Here is an 18,164-nt window from a genome sequence, read left to right as displayed (position 1 = left end):
CCGCGTCCGACCTCGACTACGATGTTCCGTCCGTCCCCAAAGCCGTGGTGGTGACCTCGGCCGCGACCAGGGACGCTGCTGCCGGGTGGGGATCCCCCCACGGCCCCTAGCAACAGGGGCAGCAGGGGGCAGCAGTTACAGAGCCATACCCGCCCGGCGCCGGCCGGAGATCACTGCTCGCGCAGTGGAATCGACACGTACGACGGGTCGTTCGCCGGTGAGGAGAAGGTCAGCCGCGCGCCGGACGGGTTGTGCTCGATGTAGAGCGGGTCGACCGTGTCGACGACCAGGGCCAGCCGGTGTCCTGCCGGGACGTCGTAGGCCGTGGAGTACAGCTCCAGGTCGACGCCGAACGGCTTCCCGGGCGTACGTCCGTGGAAGGTGTACGGCGCGTTGCTGACCAGCTTGCCGAGGCCGAGCGGGCCCACGTCGTACAGATAGGCGACGAGGGTGCCGCTCTCCTTGGTCGGAGTGACGGTGGTGTGCAACTTCGCCGTGCCGCGCACGTGCTGGGCCGTGGCGTACTTCTCGGACTGCCACACGCCCGCCCAGAGCCGGGGGAGCAGCGGGATCGAGGCCATCGGGGGCAGCTGGGCCACCTGATCGAGGATGCTGGACAGGAAGACGACTCCGCCGTCCGCGCCCGAGTTGACGTTCGTGCGGATCGTTGTGCTGCCGCCGAGGGCGATCTTCTTGTTCGTCGCGCCGACCGACTTCCAGTCCGGGTAGCCCTCGTAGCCCCCCGCGGAACGGGACTTGAGCTGGACCGGCAGCTCGCGGTTGATGCCGTTGTTTTCGCCCTTGAGGTAGTGGTCGAACCAGCGCTCGGTGTCCGTCCACACGTCGTTGGGCAGTCCGAACAGGCCGGTCAGCTCGGGGGTCGCGTGATCGCCCGGGCGGAACTCCAGACGCTTGGGGCCGGTCAGCTTCTCGTAGAAGTCCGCGTACTGGTTGGGCGGGAAGACCGTGTCGCCCCAGGCGTTGGCCATCATGACCGCGGCGCCGCTCTTGTTGAGTTGATCCACGTATGTTGCGGCCGAACGTTTCTTCCCCCAGTTGATGATGTCCTGTTCCCTGGACAGGTCGGAGGCGTAGAAGTCGTCGAAGATCTGCCGGAGTTCGGCGCTCTGGCGGCCGGTGACCAGGCTCGCGCCGTCCAGCAGTCCGGCGGCCTGGAGGTGCTGGGTGCGGCCGGCGTAGATCGAGCCGATGAGGTCGGCCCAGCCGCTGAGGGCGGCGACCGCCCTGACCCGCTTGTCGTGCGCGGCGGCGAGGAGGCTGATGCCGGCGCCGTACGAGACGCCCGCCATGCCGATGTGCTGCGCGTCGGACGGGGTGTTGGCGAGCGCCCAGTCGATCACCTTGGACGCGTCGGCTATGTCGGGCGGGCCGGCCACTTCTATCTCGCCGCCCGACTGCCAGAAGCCGCGCACGTTGTAACTGACCACGACGTAGCCCGAGTTCGCGAGCTTCTGGGCCTGTGCGAAGTACTCGACCTGGGGCAGGCCCCAGCTCGTGGGCATGACGAGCAGCGGGTAGCGGCGCGAGCCGTCGGCGCCGGTCGGCGTGACGACGTTCGCCTTGAGGGTGGTGCCGCCGTCGCCGGTGATGTCGACGAAGCGGACGCCGTTCGGGGCGGCTTGGGCGGCGGGGGCGAGCCCGAGGGCGCTACCGGCGACCAGGGTCGCGGAGACGACGCCCACCGCGGTCGTGCGCAGGGCCTTGCTTTGGTGTCCCACGGGTCACTCCTCACTCGTGTCAGTGCAAAGTGACCCGACGGTAACCGCGGCCTCTTACCGCAAGTAACCCGTCGGTAAGTTACGTGCCAGTAACGATTACCGGAATGTGTTGGACCTCAGGAGGACCGATGGCTATTCCGCGCGGGCGCGGGTGTCGGCAACGGTGCCTGCGCCGCCCGTGTGACGTCCGCGATCAGCTCCACGACATCCGGGCCGTACGCCTGCGAGTTGACCACCTTCAGCAGCAGGACGAAGGAGCCGGTGCCGTGTTTGCGGGTCAGCCGCTCGTGGTTGCGGGCGAGGTAGCGGGTGGCCGCCTGGTTGGTGATCGCGGTCTGCCCGCAGAACAGGAAGACGGGGCGGGGGCCCTGGCTCTCGCCGACGGTGAGCCGGGCGAGGAGCGCGTACTCCTCCTTGCCGACCTCCACCCGGTAGCGCTCGGAGCCGATCTGGAGGGCGCCCCGGTCCGGGCCTGGCTCGGCGTCGACGTTCACCCGCACCCCGGGCAGCAGGGAGGCCAGGTGTGCCGTCATGCGGCGGTTCGACGACGGGCCGCCGACGCAGAACTCGGTGCGCTCCCCGAAACCCTGGCGTGCCGCGTCGTGCGGGATGATCTGGGCGTGGGCGTGGCAGTCCTTGATCAGCGCCGCGAGTTCGAGCAGCGCGAAGACGTCGTATCGCATCACCGTGAGCTCGGGTCCGCCGGCCCCGCGGTTCACCACCAGCAGGGACTCGGCATTGTCGGGCAGCCCGAAGAACGCCTGCTTGCGGCGTAGTTTCCGCTTCCACAGGTACGTACGGGCAAGCCAGCCGAGGGCGGCACTGATGGCCGCCGCGACCACGCCCAGAACGATGTTGCGCACGTCGTCATTCATGGGCGCGCATGGTAGCGGGCCAACGCAAACCGTTGTTCGACACACGGGGCCACGCGCTCCTGACGGGGGCATGGCGATCGATTAGGCTGCGCCAACAGCCCCTGCCTGGAGGTGCGGATGCGTCGCCCTGTCGCGCGGAAACTGTCGGTCCTGGCGGTCTCGGCCGCCGTGCTGTCGGTGGGTGCGGCAGCGCCCCCTGCCGCGCACAGCAGCCCCGAGAAGGTCCCCGTGGCGGTCGGCTACGGCGGCGCCGTGTCGAGCGTCGACCCGGACGCCTCCGCGGCCGGCGTCGAGGTGCTGCGCAAGGGCGGCAACGCCGTCGACGCCGCCGTGGCCACCGCCGCCGCGCTCGGCGTCACCGAGCCCTACTCCGCCGGCGTCGGCGGGGGCGGCTACTTCGTCTACTACGACGCCAAGTCCCGTACGGTGCGCACCATCGACGGCCGCGAGACCGCGCCGCTGAGCGCGGACTCCGACCTGTTCGTGGAGAACGGCAAGGCCATCCCCTTCGCCGAGGCCGTCACCAGCGGCCTGAGCGTCGGCACCCCGGGCACGCCCGCCACCTGGCAGAAGGCGCTCGACAAGTGGGGCAGCAAACGGCTCGCCACCGTGCTGAAGCCCGCCGAGCGGCTGGCCCGGGACGGCTTCACCGTCGACGACACCTTCCGCTCGCAGACCGCCGCGAACGAGACCCGGTTCCGATACTTCCCGGACACCGCCGAGCTGTTCCTGCCGAACGGCGCACTCCCGGTCGTCGGTTCCACCTTCAAGAACCCCGATCTCGCCCGCACCTACGCGGAGTTGGCGAAGAGGGGCGTCGGCGCGCTCTACCGGGGCGACATCGCCGAGGACATCGTCGACACGGTCAACCGCCCGCCCGTGGACCCGGGCTCCGGCTGGAAGGCCCGCCCCGGCGACCTCACCGCCAAGGACCTGGCCACCTACCGCACCAAGTCGCAGGCGCCCACCAGGACCTCGTACCGCGGACTCGGCGTCTACTCCATGGCGCCCTCCTCCTCCGGCGGCACGACCGTCGGCGAGGCGCTGAACATCCTGGAGAACACGGACCTGTCGAAGGCCAGTAAGGCCCAGTACCTGCACCGCTACATCGAGGCCAGCCGGATCGCCTTCGCCGACCGCGGGCGCTGGGTCGGCGACCCCGCCTTCGAGGACGTACCGACGAAGGACCTGCTGTCGCAGCGGTACGCCGACTCGCGGGAGTGCCTGATCAAGGACGACGCGGTACTGACCAGCCCGGTCGCGCCGGGCGACCCGCGCAACCCGGCGGCCTGCGGCGCCGGCGGCACGGCGGCCCCGACCACGTACGAGGGCGACAGCACCACCCACCTCACGGTGGCCGACAAGTGGGGCAACGTCGTCTCCTACACGCTCACCATCGAGCAGACCGGCGGCAGCGGGATCACCGTCCCGGGCCGTGGCTTCATCCTCAACAACGAGCTCACGGACTTCTCCTTCACGCCCGCCAACCCGGCCGTGCACGACCCGAACCTGCCGGGTCCGGGCAAGCGTCCGCGCTCCTCGATGTCCCCGACCATCGTCCTCGACCGGCACGACAAGCCCGTCGTGGCGCTCGGTTCGCCCGGTGGCGCGACCATCATCACAACCGTGCTGCAGACCCTGACCGGCTTCCTCGACCGCGGACTGCCCCTGGTCGACGCGATCGCCGCGCCCCGCGCCAGCCAGCGCAACGCGGCCCAGACCGAGCTGGAACCCGGGCTCGACAGCGAGTCGAAGGCCCGGCTGGAGGCCATCGGGCACTCCTTCAAGGCCAACCCCGAGATCGGCGCCGCCACCGCTGTGCAGCGGCTGCCGAACGGGAAGTGGCTTGCCGCCGCCGAGACGGTACGGCGGGGCGGCGGCTCGGCGATGGTGGTGCGGCCGGCGTCGTAGCGCCCGCGCCGGGCGTCACAACTCGGGGGCGGGCGGCAGCTCTTCCGCACGGAAGGTGAGCTTTCCGTCCGCCACGTCCACCGTCACCCGGCCGCCCTCGCCGATCCGGCCGTCCAGGAGCAACCGGGAGAGCTGGTTGTCGACCTCCCGCTGGATCGTCCGGCGCAGCGGCCGGGCGCCGTACTCGGGCTGGTAGCCGCGCTCGGAGAGCCAGTCGACGGCCGCGCCGGTGAAGTCGACCGAGACGCCCTGGGCGTGCAGCAGGCGACGGGTCTTGTCCAGCAGCAGGTTGGTGATCCGCTCCAACTGCTCCGGGGTCAGACGGCGGAAGACGACGACCTCGTCGATGCGGTTGAGGAACTCGGGCCGGAAGTGCTCGCGCAGCGGCCGCAGGACCCGCTCGCTGCGCGCCTGCTCGTCGGCCTCCTCGTCCCCCGCGCCGAACCCGATCCCGCTGCCGCCGCGGCCGATGGCCTCCGAACCCAGGTTGCTGGTCATCACGATGACCGTGTTGGTGAAGTCGACCGTGCGGCCCTGGGAGTCGGTCAGCCGGCCGTCGTCCAGGACCTGCAGCAGGATGTTGAAGACGTCCGGGTGGGCCTTCTCGACCTCGTCGAGCAGGAGCAGCGAGTACGGGTGCCGGCGCACCACCTCGGTGAGCTGCCCGGCCTCCTCGTGGCCGACGTACCCGGGCGGGGCGCCGACCAGGCGGCTGACGGTGTGCCGTTCCTGGTACTCGCTCATGTCCAGGCGGACCATCCGCTCCTCGCTGCCGAACAGCGCCTCGGCGAGGGCGCGGGCCAGCTCCGTCTTGCCGACGCCGGTCGGGCCGAGGAAGAGGAAGCTGCCGATCGGCCGGTCGGGGCTCGCGAGTCCGGCCCGGGAGCGCAGCACCGCGTCGGAGACCACGCGCACCGCGTCGTCCTGGCCGACGACCCGCTCGTGAAGGTGCTCCTCCAGACCGAGCAGCCGGTCCTTCTCCTCCTCGGTGAGGCTGCTCACCGGGATGCCGGTCTGCCGGGACACGACCTGGGCGATGGCCTCGGCGGTGACCTCCAGATGCTGCCCCTCGTCGGCCTCCTCGTTGTCGGAGGCCTCCGCGATGCGCTGCTTCAACTCGACGATACGGTCGCGCAGTTGCGTGGCCTGCTCGTACTGCTCGTCGCTGACCGCCTGGTCCTTGTCCCGGTACAGCTGCTCGACCTCGCGCTCCAGGGTCCGTACGTCCGTCCCCTTGCTCCGTGCACCCAGCCGGACCCGGGCGCCCGCCTGGTCGATCAGGTCGATCGCCTTGTCCGGCAGGCGGCGGTCTGTGAGATAGCGGTCGGAGAGCTCCACGGCGGCGACGAGCGCCTCGTCGCTGTAACGGACCTGGTGGTGGGCCTCGTAGCGGTCGCGCAGGCCGCGCAGGATCTCGATCGCGTCGGCAGTGGTCGGCTCGGGGACGAGGATCGGCTGGAAGCGGCGGGAGAGGGCCGCGTCCTTCTCGATCCTGCGGTACTCCTCCAGCGTGGTCGCGCCCACGACGTGCAACTCGCCGCGGGCCAACGCCGGCTTGAGGATGTTCCCGGCGTCCATGGAGCCGCCCTCGCCGCCGCCCCCGGCGCCCACGACGGTGTGCAACTCGTCGATGAAGACGATCAGTTGGTCGGAGTGGGTGCGGATCTCGCCCACGATGTTGTTGAGCCGCTCCTCGAAGTCGCCCCGGTAGCGGGTGCCTGCGACCACGCCCGTCAGGTCGAGTGCGACCACCCGGCGGCCGCCGAGGATGTCGGGCACGTCGCCGTCCGCGATCCGCTGCGCCAGGCCCTCCACGATCGCGGTCTTGCCCACGCCCGCGTCGCCGATCAGCACCGGGTTGTTCTTGCCGCGCCGGGAGAGCACCTCGACGGTCTGCTCGATCTCCTCGTCCCGGCCGATCACCGGGTCGATACGGCCCCGGCGGGCGAGGTCGGTGAGGTCGCGGCCGTACTTGTCGAGGGTGGGCGTACCGGTCTCGACGCGCGGTCGCTGGTCGACCCGGGGCCGGGACTGGGAGCTGTCCGAGGCCTCGGGAGGCATGCCGGGGCCGGAGGGGGCGAAGCGGGCCGCGTTCAGGATGTGGCCGGCGGCGGAGTCGGGGTTCGCGGCGAGGGCGCTGAGCACATGCTCCGGGCCGATGTAGCCGGTGCCCCGCGCCCGGGCCAGGTCGTGCGCGTCGAGCAGGGCCCGCTTGGCGGCCGGGGTGAGGGACAGCGACGTCGGCGGCGGGACCTCGCCCGGCGGGTGCTGGACCGGGCCCGACCGCTCGTCGATCTCCGTCGCGAGCGAGTCGGGGTCCGCGCCCGCCCGGGTGAGCAGGCTCCGGGTCGGCTCGGCGGACAGCGCGGCGCGCAGCAGGTGCTGGGTGTCCAGGTCGCGGCTGCCGTGCTCGGCGGCGTACTGGGCGGCGCCCTGCACCAGCTCGCGGGCCGGCTGACTGAGCAGGCGGCCGATGTCGATCTGACGGGGGCCGGGGCGCGGTCCGCCGAAGAAGCGGGCGAGGAATTCCCCGAAGGGGTCGTAGTCTTCCGGACCACCAGTGAAGCCGCTGGTCATGGCGTTCCCATCCGGCGTCCCTGCGCGGGCAGGGTCGCCCTCGCTCATCGACGTGCCGGAGTCGGGTAACCCGGGCGCAAGCCGGTTACACCTGGCCGCGTTCGTAGAACACCTTCGCACGATCGGTGGCCGGGGGCACCTTCAGGGAAACGGCGCCCGAGGCCCCCGCCGAGCCGCACCGGCGGGGGCGCCGCCTCAGCGTGCCGTCAGGATCCGGGGCCCCGACTCCGTGACCGCCACCGTGTGCTCCGCGTGGGCGGCGCGGGAGCCGTCGTTCGTGCACAGGGTCCAGCCGTCCGGTGCCGCGTGGTAGCCGTCATCGCCGCCGGCGATGAGCATCGGCTCGATGGCGAGGACCAGGCCGGCCCGCAGCCGCATGCCCCGGCCTGGAGGGCCCTCGTTCGGCACCGACGGGTCCTCGTGCATCTTGCGGCCGATGCCGTGCCCGCCGAAGCCGTCCGGGATGCCGTACCCGGCCGTCCGGCACACCGAGCCGATCGCGTGGGCGATGTCGCCGAGTCGGTTGCCGACGACGGCCGCCCCGATGCCCGCCGCCAACGCCCGTTCCGCGGTCTCGATCAGGCGTACGTCGGCCGGGCGCGCGCTGCCGACCGTGAAACTGATCGCCGAGTCGCCGGTCCAGCCGCCCAGTTCGGCGCCGCAGTCGATGGAGACCAGGTCGCCGTCGCGCAGGCGGTAACCGGTCGGGATGCCGTGCACGATCGCGTCGTTCACCGAGGCGCAGATGACCGCGGGGAAGGGCACCGGGGCGAAGGAGGGGCGGTAGCCGAGGAAGGGCGACGTCGCCCCCGCGTCGCGCAGCACCTCGCGCGCCACCTCGTCCAGCTCCAGCAGGGAAACCCCCACGTCGGCGGCCTTGCGTACGGCGGTGAGGGCCTGGCCCACGACCTGCCCCGCCTCGTACATCGCCTCGATCGACCGGTTCGTCTTCAGCTCCACCATGCCAATTACTATACCGGTATTAGAATGGTCGCATGGTGCGCACCCCTCTCACCCCCGAAGAGCGTGAACGCGGCGAGCGGCTCGGCCGGCTGCTGCGTGAAGCCCGCGGCGGCCGCAGCATGACGGACGTCGCGGCGAGCGCCGGCATCTCCGCGGAGACGCTCCGCAAGATCGAGACCGGCCGGGCGCCGACGCCGGCCTTCTTCACGGTGGCGGCGGTGGCGCATGCCCTCGGCCTGTCGATGGACGAACTGGTCGGGCGTTGTGCTCCGGTTGTCGAAGCGGCCGCCTGAGGTCGCCCCGACGGTGCGGCCCGAGAGGGTCTGCACGTCACGCTCCGGCAGCCTCGGCGTACTCTGCGTCCAGCCGGAAAACTCCCCGTAGCGCGCTCGTAACATCACTGGTGTTGCCTAACGGACCGGAGTGCTCCGGTCTGGCGGGAGTTGGGCGATGTCAGTGGATCAACTCCCGGCTCGGATGCGGGAGTTCGTGAACTACCTGGACGGCCTCGTGGCGCGCCTGGACCAGGGCGGCGGCTGGTGCGGGGTGTTCTGGCAGCGTGACCCGGAGGGCATGCAGGCCTGCCTCGACGGACGCGAAGTGCCGCCCTGGGACGTGGTGGAGTCACTCCTGCACGACCTCGCCGGCCAGTACGGCCCAGGCGGCGCCGGCCCCGAGACGGAACTTGCCCGTGCCCTGCACGCCGGTGCCCTCGCCACGTACGACGCCCGGCCCGGCGGCCGTGACGCCCTCGGGGACCGCCTCGACGTCATGCTCCGCGAACAGCGCTACGCCGCCGAACGGCAGGCAGAACTGGGCCGGTTGCTCGCCTCGGCCCCCGACCCCCGCGATGTCGACACCATCCGCCTGGACCTCGCCTGGGCCCGCGACGACCACGAACGTGCCACCGCTCGATGCGCCGAACTCCGCGCACGGATGGCCGACTCGGACCGCAGGGCGGCGAGCGCGCGGGGGCAGGCGATACGACGGGGCCGGCCGGGGGAGGAGGGCCTCTCCCGGGCCGACGTCGGGTTTGAGGGCGAGGGCTCCGGGGGTGACCGGTTCGGGGCTGAGGGCTCCGGAGGTGGCGGCTTCGAGGGTGAGGGGGCTGGGGGCGGCGGGTTCGGTGATGCCCGCGCCGGGCGCGCACGGTTCGGAGACGAAGGGTTCGGGGGCGCCGGCGTCGAGGGAGGCCGGTCCGGAGGTGACGGGTTCGGCGGGGGTGGACCCGGCGGCGGCCCATTCGGACGTGAGGGCGTCGGGGGCAGCCTCCAGGACGGCGGGCCCGGACGCGATCGGTATGAGGGTGCCGGCGTCTCCGGATCGACCGTGCCCGGAGACGCCGGGTTCGGGGACGGCGGGCCCGGAGGCAACAGGTTCGGGCGTGACGGCTCCGGACGCGGCCCGTCCGGGGACGGGGGCCCCCGAAGTGACCGGTCCGCCACTGCAGGCGCGGTCAGCGACGGCTTCGGCGGCGAAGGGCCCGCGGCCGTCGATCACGCGCAGCCGAGCGAGGCCTATTCCTCCGGAGGCGGCAGTCACACCGTGCCGCGTCAGCGCACCGCGCAGCCGGGAGCCGGGGCGGCGGAGCGTGGGAGGGCGTCCGCGGCGCCGGAAACCTGGGGCGGAGGGCGTGGAGATGCCTCTGCCCGGTCGGCGGCCGAGCCGATGGCTGACGAGGCGCTCCCGGTCGAGGAGCAGGCAGACTCCTCCGTCCGCGAAACCGCCCGGCCCGACGAGCGGCCGGCGCCGCGCAAACGCCGTCGAGGCAGCGCCCGCTTCGCCGGGATCGTCGAGGAGGAGGCCGCCCCCGCGGCCGTTCCGCCGACCGACCTGCCCAGCCTCCCGGCGCCGCCCGTCACCGCCCGCCGCACGCCACGTGGAGCCCGATTCGCCGGTGTCGCCGAGGAAGCGCCCGCGTCCCCGGACCTCCAGCCGCAGGCCGGGCCCGACGATGCCGAGGAGCGGCGTGCGGTCGCCGGCGTCGTGGAGACGCTGGTGCGGCTGCGCGCTGCGGGGCGTAGTGGTGAGGCGCACGCGCTGCTCGTCGAGGCCGCGTACTGGCCCGCCCACCGCATCCCGCTGCTCGCCGCCGAGATGCAGCGCGCCGGTCTCGGAGCCGACTGGGCGACCCTGCTGTGGGAGGCCGCCTCGCTGCCCGCCGAGCGGCTCGTCGCCGCGGCCGACGCACTGACCGCGGCGGGGCGAGCCGACGACGGGGAGCAGATCCTGCGCCAGGGCGTGGGGCGGCCCGCGAACGAGATCGGGCAGGCCGTCGTGGGGCTGGCCGGTGCGGGACGGCACCGCGAGGTCCGCGCCCTGCTCGACGCATACGTCCGCGTCCGCGCCCCGGAGGAGGCCGCCCGCAGCGCCGCACCCGACCCGAAGACGCTCGTCCCGCTGCTCCTCGCAGCCGCCCAGGGCGTCTCGGACGAGTGCCGGTGGGATCTCGTCCACGCCCTGCGGGTGGCCGGCTTCACGGCGTGACGCCCTCGGCAGCCGGCGACAGGCGCTCCTGAGTGCCGTCCCCCCTCGCGCCACTCCGTCCACACCCACCCCACCGGCCCCATCCATCACCCGCAGGAGTGTGAAACGTGATCGACTCAGCGGGTTAACGACGATGGTCTTGGCAAGGCTGTTCCAGGGGCTTACTTTCGAGCCTCTACGGCCCCCCTCTACGGGCGTAGAGGCTCTGACGTCCCGTCGAAGGAGCAGCTCATGGCCAACGTCGTACGCGCCGCTCTGGTCCAGGCCACCTGGACCGGCGACACCGAGTCCATGGTGGCGAAACACGAGGAGCACGCCCGCGAGGCGGCCCGGCAGGGTGCCAAGATCATCGGCTTCCAGGAAGTCTTCAACGCCCCGTACTTCTGCCAGGTCCAGGAACCCGAGCACTACAGCTGGGCCGAGCCCGTCCCCGCCGGGCCGACCGTGCGCCGTATGCAGGAACTGGCCCGCGAGACCGGGATGGTCGTCGTCGTGCCGGTGTTCGAAGTCGAGGGGGCCGGCTTCTACTACAACACCGCCGCAGTGATCGACGCCGACGGATCCTTCCTCGGCAAGTACCGCAAGCACCACATCCCGCAGGTCAAGGGCTTCTGGGAGAAGTACTACTTCAAGCCCGGCAACATCGGCTGGCCCGTCTTCGACACGGCGGTGGGCAAGGTGGGTGTCTACATCTGCTACGACCGCCACTTCCCGGAGGGCTGGCGGCAACTCGGCCTCAACGGGGCCCAGTTGGTCTACAATCCGTCGGCCACCCACCGCGGGCTCTCCTCCTACCTCTGGCGCCTCGAACAGCCCGCCGCGGCCGTCGCCAACGAGTACTTCGTCGCCGCGATCAACCGGGTCGGTGTCGAGGAGTACGGCGACAACGACTTCTACGGGACGTCCTACTTCGTGGACCCGCGCGGCCAGTTCGTCGGGGAGACCGCGAGCGACAAGGACGAGGAACTCGTCGTCCGTGACCTCGACTTCGACGTGATCGAAGAAGTGCGGCAGCAGTGGGCCTTCTACCGCGACCGACGCCCCGACGCCTACGAAGGGCTGGTGCAGCCGTGACCAAGGACCTGCTGGGACGCCACCGCGCCGTCATGCCGGACTGGCTCGCCCTGTACTACGAGGAGCCGCTGGAGATCACCCACGGCGAGGGCCGCCACGTGTGGGACGCCGCGGGCAACCGGTACCTCGACTTCTTCGGCGGCATCCTGACGACGATGACCGCGCACGCGCTGCCCGAGGTGACGAAGGCGGTCAGCGAACAGGCCGGGCGGATCATCCACTCCTCGACCCTGTACCTCAACCGTCCGATGGTCGAACTCGCCGAGCGCATCGCCCAGTTGAGCGGCATCCCGGACGCCCGCGTCTTCTTCACCACCTCCGGCACCGAGGCCAACGACACCGCCCTGCTGCTCGCGACGGCCTACCGGCGCAGCAACACGATCCTCGCGATGCGCAACAGCTATCACGGCCGCTCATTCAGCGCCGTCGGCATCACCGGCAACCGCGGCTGGTCCCCGACCTCGCTGTCCCCGCTCCAGACGCTGTACGTCCACGGCGGGGTGCGCACCCGTGGCCCGTACGCCTCACTCAGTGACGAGGACTTCATCGCCGCCTGCGTCGACGACCTGAAGGACGTCCTCGGCCACACCCGCCCGCCCGCGGCCCTGATCGCCGAGCCCATCCAGGGCGTCGGCGGTTTCACATCCGGGCCCGACGGGCTGTACGCCGCCTTCCGCGAGGTGCTCGCCGAGCGCGAGATCCTGTGGATCGCCGACGAGGTGCAGACCGGCTGGGGCCGCACCGGCGACCACTTCTGGGGCTGGCAGGCGCACGGCCGGTCGGGTCCGCCGGACATCCTGACCTTCGCCAAGGGCATCGGCAACGGCATGTCCATCGGCGGTGTCGTCGCCCGTGGCGAGATCATGAACTGCCTGGACGCCAACAGCATCTCGACCTTCGGCGGCACCCAGATCACCATGGCGGCCGGCCTCGCCAACCTGTCGTACCTGCTGGAACACGACCTCCAGGGCAACGCCCGGCGCGTCGGCGGACTGCTCCTCGAACGGCTGCGGGCCGTCGCGGCGCAGGTGCCGCACGTACGGGAGGTACGCGGCCGGGGCCTGATGCTCGGCATCGAACTCACCCGGCCCGGCACCGACGAAGCCGACCCGGTCGCAGCGTCTGCGGTGCTGGAAGCGGCCCGCGAGGGCGGCCTCCTCATCGGCAAGGGCGGCGGACACAACACCACGTCCCTGCGCGTCGCCCCGCCCCTGTCCCTCACCGTGGCGGAGGCCGAGGAAGGCGCCGCGATCCTCGAGAACGCTCTGAGGAGCATCTAGCAGGAGTCATCTGAGTACCTGTGAGTACCTGAGCAAGGGAACGCCGCCATGACCATCGCCTCGGAGCCTTGGGAGCCCTTGGAGCCTTCGGAACCCCTGGAACCCGCTCTGTCGGTTCGTCAGGTCCTCACCCTGGAGCGGGTGCTCGCCGGGGAGCCCGAGGTGGTGGCCGGCGCCGGTCAGCTCGACCGGCCGGTGCGCTGGGTGCATGTCGCCGAGGCGCCGGACGTCGGGGTGATGCTCAGCGGCGGCGAGATGGTGCTCACCACCGGGGTGCTGCTCGCCGGGGACGAGGACAAGCAGGCCGAGTACATCCGTTCCCTGCACCGGGCCGAGGCGGCGGCCGTCGTGCTGGGCCTGGGCCGGGCGTTCCCCGCACCGCCGGACGTGATGCGGCGGGCCGCCGAGCGGTGCGGGCTGCCCATGGTCGTCCTGCACCGGCCGTTCCCCTTCGCCGAGCTCACCGAGGAGGTCCAGTCGCGGCTCGTGCGGCGGAAGTTCGCCGCGGTCAGCCTCTCGGAGGCCGTACGGACCGCACTCACCGGACTCATCACCGCGGGCGCCCCGCTGCAACGGCTCCTCGACGAGGTCGCCTCGCACAGCGCCTGCCCCGTCGTCGTCACCAACCTCGCGCACCGCGTCCTCGCCACGGCGGGGGAGCGGTCGGCCGTGGACGACGTGCTGCGCGACTGGGAGCGGATCGCCCGTCAGGCCGGCGGCAGCGAGGGCGACGGCTGGATCCGGGCCGAGCTCGGCGGGCGCGGGGAGCGGTGGGGCCAGATCATGCTGTGCGGCCATCGCGGTGACACCGCCACCGGGCGGCTGCTCGCCGAGCGCGCAGCCGAGGCCCTCGTCCTGCACCGGATGCTGGGCGGCAACTCCGCGCACAGCTGGGAGGAGCAGTCCGCGCAGAGCCTGCTGACCGACCTCGTCAGCGGGGTCGTACCGGCGAGGCAGCTGCTGCCACGTGCGCGAGCCGCCGGTCTGCCGGTCAACCGGCGTACCTTCGTACCGCTGGTCGTGCGGGACTGTGAGCCGACCCAACTGGAGCGCGTGCTGCGGATGCTGGGCCTGCCCGGGATCGCCGCCGAACTCGCCGACGGGGCGACCGCCGTGCTGCTCAGCCTCGCCCGGGACCAGGACGCCGCCGTGCTCGCCGCGAACTTCGCCGCCCGGGTGCGCTCCGAATCCGGGGCCGAACAGACCGTCGTGGCCGCCGCCGACGCCCGCTGCGGTTGGGACGACGTGCCCGCCGGACTGCGCGAGGCCCAGCATGTCGCCGAAGCCGTCGCCGACTCCTCCGCCGCCCTCGACCTCCCGGCCGTCGTCCGCCTCAAGGACGTCCATCTGCGGGGCTTGATCCGGCTGTTGCGGGACGATCCGCAGGTCCAGTCGTTCGCGGAGCGGGAGTTGGACGGGCTGCTGTGCGCGGCCGACGACGACATGCTGGCCGTACTGCGGACGTATCTCGCGACCGGCCGCAACAAGTCCCGCACCGCCCAGCTCCACCATGTCTCGCGGCCCGCGCTCTATCGCCGCCTGGAGGCGATACAGACGCGGCTCGGCGTCGACCTCGACGACTTCGAGCAGGCCGCATCCGTGCACATCGCACTCCTCGCGCACGACGCGCAACAAGCCTGAAACCTGCCACGACCTGGGAAAACGGCGGTGAAACATGGGATCACGACAGGGTGACACCGTGGCACGCCGCATGCCCGTAGACGTGACACCGTGCAACTCAAACCGGCGCAGGGGACTTCCTAGCCTTCTCGCACACCGAGCGACCGGAGGTCCCTATGAGCCGAGTGATCCGTGCCGCCCTCTTCCAGACCGCGTGGACGGGCGACAAGGAATCGATGATCCAGGTACACGAGCAGGCGGCCCGCGACGCGGCCGCGCAAGGTGCTCAAGTGCTGTGCTTCCAGGAGCTGTTCTACGGGCCCTACTTCTGCCAGGTCCAGGACAAGGCGTTCTACGAGTACGCCGAGCAGATCCCCGAGGGCCCGACCGTCCGCCGCTTCCAGGCGCTGGCCAAGGAGCTGGGCATCGTCCTCGTGCTGCCGATGTACGAGGAGGAGCAGCCCGGGGTCCTCTACAACACCGCCGCAGTGATCGACGCGGACGGCTCCTACCTCGGCAAGTACCGCAAGACCCACATCCCCCAAGTGCAGGGATTCTGGGAGAAGTTCTACTTCCGCCCGGGGAACAGCGGCTGGCCGGTCTTCGAGACGGCCGTCGGGAAGATCGGCGTGTACATCTGCTACGACCGCCACTTCCCGGAAGGCTGGCGGGCGCTCGGGCTGGGCGGCGCCGAGATCGTGTTCAACCCCTCGGCCACCTCCCGCGGGCTCTCCCGCTACCTGTGGCAGCTGGAGCAGCCGGCGGCGGCCGTCGCCAACGAGTACTTCGTGGGCGCGATCAACCGGGTCGGCGTGGAGGACCTCGGCGACAACGACTTCTACGGCACCACGTACTTCGTGGACCCGGAGGCCCAGTTCGTCGGGGAGGTGGCGAGCGACAAGGAGACCGAGCTCGTCGTACGCGACCTGGACCTGGCCAAGCTCCGCGAGGTCCGCGACCGCTGGCAGTTCTACAGGGACCGCGCGCCGGGGGCGTACGGCCCGCTGACAGCACCCTGAAAACGCCGGTAGCGGCAACGCCGCCAAGGGGCGCGGGGCTGCATCGATATGCGGCTCCGCCGCGTCGGCGCGACCAGCCCCACACAACCGCAACTGTGAAACCGTGAGGAGCGACCACGACATGACCGGCCGAACAGTAATCCGCGGCGGCCTCGTCATCACCGCGTCCGACGAGATGCACGCCGACGTCCTGATCGAGGACGGCCGTATCGCCGCCCTCGCCGCCGCCGGAACGTCCGCCGCCGAGGCCTGGACGGCCGAGCGGACCATCGACGCCACCGGGAAGTACGTCATCCCGGGCGGCGTCGACGTCCACACCCATATGGAGCTGCCGTTCGGCGGCACCTTCGCCTCCGACACCTTCGAGACCGGCACCCGGGCCGCCGCCTGGGGCGGTACGACCACGATCGTCGACTTCGCCGTGCAGAGCCAGGGCCACTCGCTGCGCGAGGGCCTCGACGCCTGGCACGCCAAGGCGGAGGGCAACTGCGCGATCGACTACGGCTTCCACATGATCGTCTCCGATGTGAACCAGGAGACGCTGAAGGAGATGGACCTGCTGGTGGAGGAGGGCGTGACCTCCTTCAAGCAGTTCATGGCCTACCCCGGCGTCTTCTACTCCGACGACGGCCAGATCCTGCGCGCCATGCAGCGCTCCGCCGAGAACGGCGGCCTGATCATGATGCACGCCGAGAACGGCATCGCGATCGACGTGCTGGTCGAGCAGGCGCTGGCGCGGGGCGAGACCGATCCCCGCTACCACGGCGAGGTCCGCAAGGCGCTCCTCGAAGCCGAGGCCACTCACCGGGCCATCAGGCTCGCCCAGGTCGCCGGCGCTCCCCTGTACGTCGTGCACGTCTCGGCCACGGAGGCGGTGGCCGAGCTGACGCGGGCGCGCGACGAGGGGCTGAACGTCTTCGGGGAGACCTGCCCGCAGTACCTGTTCCTGTCCACCGACAACCTCGCCGAGCCCAACTTCGAGGGCTCGAAGTACGTGTGCTCGACGCCCCTTCGGCCCAAGGAGCACCAGGCCCAGCTGTGGAAGGGGCTCAGGACGAACGACCTCCAGGTCGTCTCCACCGACCACTGCCCCTTCTGCTTCGTCGGCCAGAAGGAGCTGGGCCGGGGCGACTTCTCGAAGATCCCCAACGGTCTGCCGGGCGTCGAGAACCGGATGGACCTGCTGCACCAGGCCGTCGTCGACGGTCACATCTCGCGCCGCCGCTGGATCGAGATCGCCTGCGCGACCCCGGCCCGGATGTTCGGCATGTACCCGAAGAAGGGCACCATCGCGCCGGGTGCGGACGCCGACGTCGTGATCTACGACCCGCAGGCCGAGCAGGTCATGTCCGCCGTCACTCACCACATGAACGTCGACTACTCGGCGTACGAGGGCAAGCAGACCACCGGCCGGGTGGAGACGGTCCTCTCGCGCGGCGAACTCGTCATCACCGAGCGGGAGTACACCGGGCGCGCCGGGCACGGCGTCTACACCCCCCGCTCCACCTGTCAGTACCTCAACTAGGAGCGGAGCACATGGACTTCGGACTCGTCCTGCAGACCGACCCGCCGGCCTCACGGGTCGTCAGCCTGATGAAACGCGCCGAGCGCAGCGGCTTCAGCTACGGCTGGACCTTCGACTCGGCCGTGCTGTGGCAGGAACCGTTCGTCATCTACAGCCAGATCCTCGCCAACACCGAGAATCTGACGGTCGGCCCGATGGTGACCAACCCGGGCACCCGTACCTGGGAGGTCACCGCCTCCACGTTCGCCACCCTCAACGACATGTTCGGCAACCGCACGGTCTGCGGCATCGGCCGCGGCGACTCGGCCATGCGCGTCGCCGGCCGCAAACCCAACACCCTGGCCCGCATCAGCGAGGCCATGAAGGTCATCCGCGCGCTCGGCAGCGGCCAGGAGGCCGACCTCGGCGGCGGAACGGTCGTCAGGTTCCCGTGGATCAAGCCGGGCGCCCAACTCCCCGTCTGGATGGCGGCGTACGGACCGAAGGCCCTGAAGATGACCGGCGAGGAGGCCGACGGGTTCATTCTGCAGCTCTCCGACCTCTATCTGACCGAGTACATGGTCAAGGCGGTGAAGCAGGCCGCGGTCGAGGCCGGCCGTGATCCGTCCGAGGTGAAGATCTGCGTGGCGGCGCCGGCGTACGTCACCGAGGACGACTCTCCCGAGAAGCTCGCCCATGCCCGCGAGCAGTGCCGCTGGTTCGGCGGGATGGTCGGCAACCACGTGGCCGACCTGGTGTCGAAGTACGGTGAGCACTCCGCCGCCGTGCCCGACGAACTCACCGAGTACATCAAGGCCCGCGAGGGGTACGACTACTCCCACCACGGACGCGCCGACAACCCCGACACCGCGTTCGTGCCCGACGAGATCGTCGACCGGTTCTGCCTGATCGGCCCGGTCGAGAAGCACATCGAGAAGCTGAACGCGCTGCGTGAGCTGGGCGTCGACCAGTTCGCCGTCTACGACATGCACGACGCGCAGGAAGCCGTGATCGACGCCTACGGTGCGTCGGTCATCCCGGCCATCAACTCCTGATCCCGGCCCGCAACCCGGCGCCCCCGACCCCCCACCCCTTGTCTCCCTCCCCGCGGTCAG

General features: G+C 71.2%; 13 protein-coding genes. 9 read left to right on the top strand and 4 right to left on the bottom strand.

Annotated features, from left to right (window positions below; translation table 11 throughout):
• Positions 1-170: 170 nt before the first annotated feature.
• On the bottom strand, positions 171-1,739 hold the full coding sequence (locus tag OHT51_RS08425; protein ID WP_328878279.1) for a CocE/NonD family hydrolase: 1,569 nt from the start codon (positions 1,737-1,739) through the stop codon (positions 171-173).
• Between the two features lie 116 nt (positions 1,740-1,855).
• On the bottom strand, positions 1,856-2,614 hold the full coding sequence (locus OHT51_RS08420; protein ID WP_328878278.1) for a hypothetical protein: 759 nt from the start codon (positions 2,612-2,614) through the stop codon (positions 1,856-1,858).
• 117 nt (positions 2,615-2,731) lie between these two features.
• On the opposite strand from OHT51_RS08420, the gene ggt reads away from it, so the two are divergent.
• Positions 2,732-4,525, top strand: coding sequence for a gamma-glutamyltransferase (gene ggt, locus OHT51_RS08415; RefSeq protein WP_328878277.1), 1,794 nt, complete (start codon positions 2,732-2,734; stop codon positions 4,523-4,525).
• A gap of 15 nt (positions 4,526-4,540) precedes the next feature.
• Here the strand turns inward: ggt and OHT51_RS08410 are convergent, their stop codons facing one another.
• Together OHT51_RS08410 and map are read right to left on the bottom strand one after the other, a co-directional pair.
• Positions 4,541-7,102, bottom strand: a complete 2,562-nt coding sequence (locus OHT51_RS08410; protein WP_328878276.1) for an ATP-dependent Clp protease ATP-binding subunit — start codon at positions 7,100-7,102, stop codon at positions 4,541-4,543.
• A gap of 195 nt (positions 7,103-7,297) precedes the next feature.
• On the bottom strand, positions 7,298-8,065 hold the full coding sequence (map, locus tag OHT51_RS08405; RefSeq protein WP_328878275.1) for a type I methionyl aminopeptidase: 768 nt from the start codon (positions 8,063-8,065) through the stop codon (positions 7,298-7,300).
• Positions 8,066-8,097: 32 nt separating this feature from the next.
• Between map and OHT51_RS08400 the strand changes: the two genes are divergently transcribed.
• From OHT51_RS08400 to OHT51_RS08365, 8 genes are all read left to right on the top strand, one after another.
• Positions 8,098-8,358: a helix-turn-helix domain-containing protein gene (locus OHT51_RS08400; RefSeq protein ID WP_328878274.1), complete on the top strand. Its 261-nt coding sequence runs from the start codon at positions 8,098-8,100 to the stop codon at positions 8,356-8,358.
• A 157-nt stretch (positions 8,359-8,515) separates the two neighbouring features.
• Positions 8,516-10,552: a hypothetical protein gene (locus tag OHT51_RS08395; RefSeq protein WP_328878273.1), complete on the top strand. Its 2,037-nt coding sequence runs from the start codon at positions 8,516-8,518 to the stop codon at positions 10,550-10,552.
• A 231-nt stretch (positions 10,553-10,783) separates the two neighbouring features.
• Entirely contained in the window at positions 10,784-11,626 is an 843-nt protein-coding gene (locus tag OHT51_RS08390; protein ID WP_328878272.1) for a nitrilase-related carbon-nitrogen hydrolase, read from the top strand.
• On the top strand, positions 11,623-12,906 hold the full coding sequence (locus OHT51_RS08385; protein ID WP_328878271.1) for an aspartate aminotransferase family protein: 1,284 nt from the start codon (positions 11,623-11,625) through the stop codon (positions 12,904-12,906). Before OHT51_RS08390 ends, OHT51_RS08385 begins: the two co-directional genes overlap by 4 nt.
• Before the next feature lie 48 nt (positions 12,907-12,954).
• Complete coding sequence (locus OHT51_RS08380) at positions 12,955-14,547, top strand: PucR family transcriptional regulator (protein ID WP_328878270.1); 1,593 nt, start codon at positions 12,955-12,957, stop codon at positions 14,545-14,547.
• A 155-nt stretch (positions 14,548-14,702) separates the two neighbouring features.
• A complete protein-coding gene (locus OHT51_RS08375; protein WP_194039420.1) occupies positions 14,703-15,545 on the top strand; it encodes a nitrilase-related carbon-nitrogen hydrolase in 843 nt (280 codons plus the stop codon).
• 121 nt (positions 15,546-15,666) lie between these two features.
• Positions 15,667-17,070: a dihydropyrimidinase gene (hydA, locus tag OHT51_RS08370; protein ID WP_328878269.1), complete on the top strand. Its 1,404-nt coding sequence runs from the start codon at positions 15,667-15,669 to the stop codon at positions 17,068-17,070.
• Between the two features lie 11 nt (positions 17,071-17,081).
• Entirely contained in the window at positions 17,082-18,104 is a 1,023-nt protein-coding gene (locus tag OHT51_RS08365; RefSeq protein ID WP_328878268.1) for a TIGR03842 family LLM class F420-dependent oxidoreductase, read from the top strand.
• Positions 18,105-18,164 lie beyond the last annotated feature (60 nt).

This window comes from Streptomyces sp. NBC_00299, from assembly GCF_036173045.1.
Lineage (GTDB): Bacteria > Actinomycetota > Actinomycetes > Streptomycetales > Streptomycetaceae > Streptomyces > Streptomyces machairae.
The sequence above is the reverse complement of the archived record's forward strand: the minus strand, read 5'-3'. Positions and strand labels throughout refer to the sequence as shown.

Coding starts and splice junctions, on each gene's coding strand:
- OHT51_RS08420 (WP_328878278.1), bottom strand. CDS start 2,614: ATGAATGACGACGTGCGCAACATCGTTCTGGGCGTGGTCGCGGCGGCC.
- ggt (WP_328878277.1), top strand. CDS start 2,732: ATGCGTCGCCCTGTCGCGCGGAAACTGTCGGTCCTGGCGGTCTCGGCC.
- OHT51_RS08410 (WP_328878276.1), bottom strand. CDS start 7,102: ATGACCAGCGGCTTCACTGGTGGTCCGGAAGACTACGACCCCTTCGGG.
- map (WP_328878275.1), bottom strand. CDS start 8,065: ATGGTGGAGCTGAAGACGAACCGGTCGATCGAGGCGATGTACGAGGCG.
- OHT51_RS08400 (WP_328878274.1), top strand. CDS start 8,098: ATGGTGCGCACCCCTCTCACCCCCGAAGAGCGTGAACGCGGCGAGCGG.
- OHT51_RS08395 (WP_328878273.1), top strand. CDS start 8,516: ATGTCAGTGGATCAACTCCCGGCTCGGATGCGGGAGTTCGTGAACTAC.
- OHT51_RS08390 (WP_328878272.1), top strand. CDS start 10,784: ATGGCCAACGTCGTACGCGCCGCTCTGGTCCAGGCCACCTGGACCGGC.
- OHT51_RS08380 (WP_328878270.1), top strand. CDS start 12,955: ATGACCATCGCCTCGGAGCCTTGGGAGCCCTTGGAGCCTTCGGAACCC.
- OHT51_RS08375 (WP_194039420.1), top strand. CDS start 14,703: ATGAGCCGAGTGATCCGTGCCGCCCTCTTCCAGACCGCGTGGACGGGC.
- hydA (WP_328878269.1), top strand. CDS start 15,667: ATGACCGGCCGAACAGTAATCCGCGGCGGCCTCGTCATCACCGCGTCC.
- OHT51_RS08365 (WP_328878268.1), top strand. CDS start 17,082: ATGGACTTCGGACTCGTCCTGCAGACCGACCCGCCGGCCTCACGGGTC.